The sequence below is a fragment of the Vulcanisaeta distributa JCM 11216 genome (assembly GCF_001315985.1).
In the GTDB taxonomy this organism is placed as follows: Archaea; Thermoproteota; Thermoprotei; order Thermoproteales; family Thermocladiaceae; genus Vulcanisaeta; species Vulcanisaeta distributa_E.
In genome coordinates this window covers 1-5,253 of the sequence record NZ_BBBI01000037.1, presented here as the reverse complement: position 1 = coordinate 5,253, position 5,253 = coordinate 1, and the positions used below count along the sequence as shown (strand labels likewise).

At 48.4% G+C, this 5,253-nt stretch carries 3 protein-coding genes, 3 pseudogenes and 1 CRISPR repeat array; of the genes and pseudogenes, 2 read left to right on the top strand and 4 right to left on the bottom strand.

All coding sequences use genetic code 11. The features are described from left to right. Positions 1-36: 36 nt before the first annotated feature. Both JCM11216_RS13825 and JCM11216_RS13820 read left to right on the top strand, forming a co-directional pair. A pseudogene (locus tag JCM11216_RS13825) lies at positions 37-715 on the top strand (adenylosuccinate synthetase); the annotation flags it as partial. Beyond that, positions 712-2,141: pseudogene (locus JCM11216_RS13820) on the top strand (NAD(P)/FAD-dependent oxidoreductase). The pseudogenes JCM11216_RS13825 and JCM11216_RS13820, both read left to right, overlap by 4 nt. 369 nt (positions 2,142-2,510) lie before the next feature. On the opposite strand, the gene JCM11216_RS20215 reads toward JCM11216_RS13820, so the two are convergent. The 4 genes and pseudogenes from JCM11216_RS20215 to JCM11216_RS13800 form a co-directional block, all read right to left on the bottom strand. After that, positions 2,511-2,651 (bottom strand): hypothetical protein, encoded by a 141-nt coding sequence (locus JCM11216_RS20215; protein WP_243676442.1) that lies wholly within the window; start codon positions 2,649-2,651, stop codon positions 2,511-2,513. Positions 2,652-2,707: 56 nt separating this feature from the next. Further along, entirely contained in the window at positions 2,708-3,049 is a 342-nt protein-coding gene (locus tag JCM11216_RS13810; protein ID WP_054854572.1) for a hypothetical protein, read from the bottom strand. Between the two features lie 359 nt (positions 3,050-3,408). Further along, positions 3,409-4,369: direct repeats of the CRISPR family, unit length 25 nt; unit sequence GAGGATTTCAATAGAATATTGAAAG. 138 nt (positions 4,370-4,507) lie between these two features. Beyond that, complete coding sequence (locus JCM11216_RS13805) at positions 4,508-4,960, bottom strand: hypothetical protein (RefSeq protein WP_054854571.1); 453 nt, start codon at positions 4,958-4,960, stop codon at positions 4,508-4,510. Between the two features lie 37 nt (positions 4,961-4,997). Next, positions 4,998-5,253, bottom strand: a pseudogene (locus JCM11216_RS13800) (hypothetical protein); the annotation flags it as partial.

Here is a 5,253-nt window from a genome sequence, read left to right as displayed (position 1 = left end):
GCACGTGGATGAGTGGAGGAGGAGTAATCGAGTACGTTGATGAAGGTCATTGGGTTCAACGGGTCAGGGCGTGGTGCGGCAATGGTTGATAGGATACTGAGGGTTCTAAAGACTGCCAAGGACTTCCCCCCCGAGCTCAGGGACTTCATAACTGACGTTAGTAGGGAGGTTAATGAGGAGTTGGATAGGGTGGTGAGGTGATTGTTGAGGGTACGCAGGGAACGTTCCTAAGCCTTTACCACGGCACATACCCGTTCGTAACCTCCAGGGACACCACGGCAGCCGGCGTGATTAGTGAGGTTGGGGTTAGCCCGAGACTCGTTAGCGACATTGTCCTTGTGTTTAAGGCATACGTGACTAGGGTTGGGGCTGGTGAATTACCCGGTGAGTTGAGTATGGAGGAGGTCATTGCCAGGGGGGTTGGGCTGAGAGGGGCACGGTCACGGGCAGGCCCAGGCGCGCCGCACCATTTAACATGGACCTCGCCAGGAGGGCTGTCATGCTTAATAGGCCGACTCAAATAGCCATTACGAAGTTCGACGCATTATTCCCAGACGCCCGCGGCAGAAGGAGGTGGGCTGACCTACCTGTTGAGGCAAGGAGGTGGCTTGAGAATGTCAGTGAGGCGTTGAGGGTCCCAATCACGTTGATAGGGACTGGGGGGGAGGATTCCATGGACATGATCGACATGAGGCGTGAGGTGATGGGCCCGTGATCTACGACGTAGCCATAGTAGGCGGCGGCCCAGCAGGCCTGTTTGCGGCATATGAGATTGTGGAGAATGCGAGGGACGTTAGTGTTATATTGATTGATAAGGGCTACATGCTAGGCAGAGACATTGCCCCCCCTTGGCCAGGATTGGGAAGTGCGTGTGCGTGCCGTGCCACATAACCCATGGCATCGGCGGTGCGGGGGCTATTCAGTAGTGGCATCATTAATCTAAGGCCTGACATTGGTGGTGATCTCCAGGAACTCCTAAATAGTTGGAACTCAGCTAACCTACTCATTGACTATATCGATAATGTATTCCTGAAGTTTGGGGGGGCACCTCAGGACAGGGTTTTCGAGCCCAAGGGACCTACCTTCGAGGAGTATCAGAGGTCGCTGGCTCGGGTTGGTGCCCAACTCGTGCCCATTAGACAGAGGCATATTGGTACTGATGGCTCCACAAGGGTCATTGAGAACTTCGTATCTTACCTAACCGAGGCCGGCATTAAATTCGCCATCGGTACCGCGGTTGAGCATGTCGAGAAGAGTAACGGGCACTTCATACTGAAGACCAGGAGGGGGCATTATCGAGGCTAAGACCATAATCATGCGCCCGGCAGGCTGGGGCCGAGTGGTTTAGGGATGAGGCGAGGAGGTTGGGCATCGAGTTAATGCCTAACCCACTTGATGTTGGCGTTAGGGTTGAGGTCCCCCCCAAGTACGTCATGGACCCAGTGACCAACCTATACATGGACCCAAAGATCATAATGTACACGAAGTCCCACGATGACAAGGTCAGGACATTCTGCGTTAACCCAGGGGGGGGTTTCGTGGTCATGGAGAGGTATGACGATGGTACGGTTGGCGTTAATGGAGAGACCTACGTGGATAAGAGGAGCAACAACACGAACTTCGCATTACTGACGTCAATTAGGCTCACGGACCCAATGGAGGACACGATTGAGTACGGCAAGTCAATTGCGAGGCTAGCCACGAAATTAGGCGGCGGTAGGCCAATAATCCAGAGACTTGGTGATCTCGAGGATGGTAGGAGATCCACGTGGGATAGGATCAGGAGAAACGTCATTGAACCCACCATGAAAATCGTGACGCCAGGCGACATTGGCATGGCGCTGCCGCATAGGGTGCTCGATAACCTAATGGAGTTTCTCCACAGGGTTGACAACGTAATACCTGGACTAGCCTCAAAGTACACCCTACTCTACGCACCGGAGATTAAGTACTACAGCATGAGGGCCGTAGTTAATAGGTTCATGGAGACCACCGTGGATGGCGTATTCGCGGCAGGAGACGGAGCAGGGCTTTCCAGGGGCATAAACGTGGCGGCGGCCACGGGCGTACTCGCTGCATGGGGTACACTCATGAAACTTGGTAAGGAAATAAGGAATGAATTAATAAACAAAATCAAGTAATAATTTAAATGGGAACCACCGCACTAAATCACTGATGGTGAAACCCCCCCTGCCCTGACAAGTGATGAATTCAGCCTTGACTGAAACAAGTATTTACTAATTCACACAATCAGCTTAATCTAATACTGAACTTACCGAAAGGCTTAAATCTCCCGTGCAAGCACATAATAATGCCCCGGTGGCCGAGCGGCCTAAGGCGTTGGGCTGCAGCGCATCCAATTCCAGACGCAGACACCCAATCTTCCCGGGTTCGAATCCGCCGGGGGGGCTCCAACAGGGTTTCCTTTATGGATTTGTGGCCCTGGGCAGGGCAGTTTAGTTTCGCTGTTGCCTTGATTATTTTCTTCGTCATCTTAACATTGCCTTCACTCAATACATCATTAAGCATTCTTCTAAGTACCTCACAGACCTTGCTTGCGAGCCCCCGCTTGCCCAGCTTAACCTCCTCAAGCCCATAACCATCAACTCAGCCAGCAGTGAGTTCAACACGTAGTAAGCCTCGTCAATCATCAGTTAAACCATGCTGAGTGCGTAGTCTATGGCTGAGAATAAACCAAGCGATTGTTCTAATGACTCTTGCTTAATCTTATTTTTGAAATCTCCTCGATATAGTGGTTTATCACGAGTGCCCTATCCTTGATGTCTCCATCACTGATTATGTCCCTATCCCAGTAATCATCAAGTAGCCTAATGAAGAACCCATCACCTATGCACGCAATCCACGCCGGCACAACCTCGACTTCCCGGTAAAAGATCCTGGCTATCTCAGTTTCCATCTGCAACCTAAATTCCAGGTTTACACCTACCCCCCCACTCAACTTAGCACTCTCACCAACCGCATTGTCAATGCCATCCACCGGAGACCTAACGATGAAGACCAAGTCAGCAACAAGCTCCCTAACATCCATCAACAATGCATAATCAATGACTTAAAAGGGAGTGCAGGAATCAAGGCGAGACAAAGGCAACCAATGCACGCTCACGTGCATTAACCACAACCACAAACAACGAGTCACCGCATCACAGACAAAGCCGTGGAGTTTGCATGACTCCGTGCACACTCTCCGTTTTACAATGTATTAAGCACCGTAGGAACAGGCTCGGTTTTGAAAAATTGAAATACCGTGGGAACAACAATTCAATTCCCCCCCAAAGAATCGTGAGAACAAGAACGAGTCGTAAGAATCAGGAGCAGAAAGGTGTTACAACGAAAACCAAAACACCAAGGAGGAAAAACTTAAAAAGAAACAAATAAAGCAACGAAACAGAGGATTTCAATAGAATATTGAAAGGCGCCACCAAGCAACCTCTCAATGGCGCTCCTGTAGAAACTGGGAGGATTTCAATAGAATATTGAAAGGCCCCGAGGTTGAAGGGGGGGATGCAGGGCTGTTCGCTAGTGATTAGTGAGGATTTCAATAGAATATTGAAAGATAATAAGCCCATGGATAGAGGGCAACTACGCTGACGAGGTACTGAGGAGGATTTCAATAGAATATTGAAAGTCACAAAAACTGCGGATGCACTCCTCGCCTTCTTCTTCCTGATTAGAGAGGATTTCAATAGAATATTGAAAGTGACTCATTACTAATCACGTTGCGTTACGCAACCCAAAAACTATCCGTCACGAATGAGGATTTCAATAGAATATTGAAAGATACCCCCCCTACTAATAAGCCTTGGGGGCAAGCTCAACACCATACTCGAGGATTTCAATAGAATATTGAAAGCAACGGCACGTGTTACATTTCGATAAACGGAACATCATACACCGGAGGATTTCAATAGAATATTGAAAGAAAAACGACCCGTGAACAAATGTATTACGAAGGATTTACACACGAGGATTTCAATAGAATATTGAAAGCTTCTGCCAAGGGTGTACACTTATCGTTCTTGCAAAATTCTGTGAGGATTTCAATAGAATATTGAAAGTTTTCTATAAAAATGAGGAATGGCTTTGTACATATTGATGTCCTTAGAGGATTTCAATAGAATATTGAAAGTAGCGATTGCTCCTTTCTCGTCTAATACTCTATAGTCAGCATACGTTTTCGAGGATTTCAATAGAATATTGAAAGTTGCGTGGTCCTAGCCGTACAGGTCCCCGAAAAATTATACGAAGTGGTAATAGAGAAGATTTCAATAGAATATTGAAAGGATAATCTCCACAAACTCGGGTAACTCTCTGTCTATAAGCTTCGAAGATTTCAATAGAGTATTGAGGGGGGGTGGTCTTCTTGTCGTTGATTAAGGCTTGGTTGGTCGGGAGGATTTTAATGGGTTTTTGCCTGTCCTTAGCGTCTTGGGTTGGGTGAGAATCGAGAACCAGTGTTTTTGATCTTGGGTTTGATTTTTTGAGGTTGTTATGAGACTGTTGCTGTGTATGTTCCTGAGCTCGTTATTACGGCTATGCTCGTTACCTCATCTGTCGATGGGTTGCAGTTTGAGTAGGCTATGGTGAGTGTCTGGCCTGGCTTCAACGTTATCGGCAAGCCACTACTCAACTGCTGACCATCTAGGTAGTAGGTGGCCACTGAGCAACTTGCTTGGCCCTGCCCAGCATAGAGGATTACTCCATCAATCCTTAGATTCCCAACGCCAGCATCCTTGATGTTGATGAATAGGTTCCCACTCGACGCTGTTGCAGTTATCATCGGCGCATTGGCTGTGCCCAACGACCTATTTACTCCCCCGTAGATTAGGTACATTATTGCCAAGGCCATGACTATGCCCACGAGAGTCACTACCAACCAAAGCACGTTGAACTCACCCCCCCTCCTAGACCTACCAACCACACTCACTGGCTTGGAACTCATCAATAGTGCCTATTGACTTGTTTTTAAGGGGGGGGTCTTACCAGTAGCCCTGTGCGTATGTGCACTTGACGTGTATTGTCAAGTCCGTGTTTGGTGTTGCGATTAGTATGTAGGTGAATGTCCATGGGGGGGTGCTGTATGGGCTTATGTTGCTTGATATGAGTATTGGCTGTACATTCGGGCTAACCTCCAGACTACAGCTCATTTGTGGGACGCTGTAGCTGTAGGTCACCTCAATGATTATCGGCCCGTATGTGAATATGTCCTTGGTGGCATAACCACTGAAGTACGCA